This window comes from Filibacter tadaridae (assembly GCF_900609045.1).
Classification (GTDB): domain Bacteria; phylum Bacillota; class Bacilli; order Bacillales_A; family Planococcaceae; genus Sporosarcina; species Sporosarcina tadaridae.
This window is the reverse complement of the sequence record NZ_UXAV01000078.1, coordinates 1-980: the sequence shown is the minus strand read 5'-3', so window position 1 is coordinate 980 and position 980 is coordinate 1. Positions and strand designations below refer to the sequence as shown.

Genomic DNA, 980 nt, shown 5'->3' with positions numbered 1-980 from the left:
AATAGTGGGGTGGGTTTGGAAGTTCTGTGATTGGTACTTCTCTATACCCTGAAAACAATGGTTTTTTGCGTTTAATACAATCTATTTCATATAATAGGTTCGCACACAATTATATACGAGGAGTGTTGATAGTGGAGTTTATGAATTTGGATTTGGTTGACTTAGGTTCAAAATTTGCTAGTTTGATGGCCAAAAATAGCGTTCCAATGGTTATGGATAAAATTAAGGTTGCGAAAGAAGCCAAGGATAATGATGAAACTGTAAATAGGTTAGAAGAAATTATAAGTGATTTGATTTCTGAAAAGAACGAACTGATTCAAATTATTCAAGTCTACGAAGAACAGGTTATAATGCAGAAAATTTCTGATAAAGAAATTGAGTACATAACTGAAAGTATCATTCCTATTATAGAAAAGTTGATGGCGGAGAGTGACGGGGAAACTGCTGAAAATGCGGAAAAAGCCCTAAGTGTCTTTAAACCACTATTATCTAAGGAAACCTTTGCTATATTGCAAATGCTTGGATTTAATTTTAAACAAGCAATCGGAGAACCGTTAACGAATTTATTAAGAGCAATGATTCATTCTAAGGTTCCCTTAAATGCAATGGAGGAATATGAATCTAGAATCCTTGAACAGCAAGCTGCAATTGAGGAATTAAAGATATATAATAATGAACAAGCATTTGAAAGAATGAAAGTAGTAAGAAGTGGAAAGTTATGAAATTGGTCTTTCATCAACCTTGATTTCAGGTGGTAATTTCGGGTACCTGTGCACGGAACAATTCCGACAATACACTACAATTACATATTTATGCGAAAAAAACGTTAAAGCCTACTGTTTATCGAATATATATGTAATTGGTTGAATTGTTGGTTGTTGTTTGTTGCACAGCGTTTAATGTGAAATAAGTCAAGCGCTATGTTTCATGTATTTTGGCCGCACGAAACCAAAGTCCCAGGTTATTATTTTTTTGAAACT

Annotated in this window: 1 protein-coding gene; it reads left to right on the top strand. The window is 33.7% G+C overall.

Translation table 11 applies throughout. From position 1 onward, the window contains the following. Window positions 1–131 precede the first annotated feature (131 nt). Window positions 132–722, top strand: a complete 591-nt coding sequence (locus tag FILTAD_RS15645; RefSeq protein WP_124071888.1) for a hypothetical protein — start codon at window positions 132–134, stop codon at window positions 720–722. Window positions 723–980: the final 258 nt, after the last annotated feature.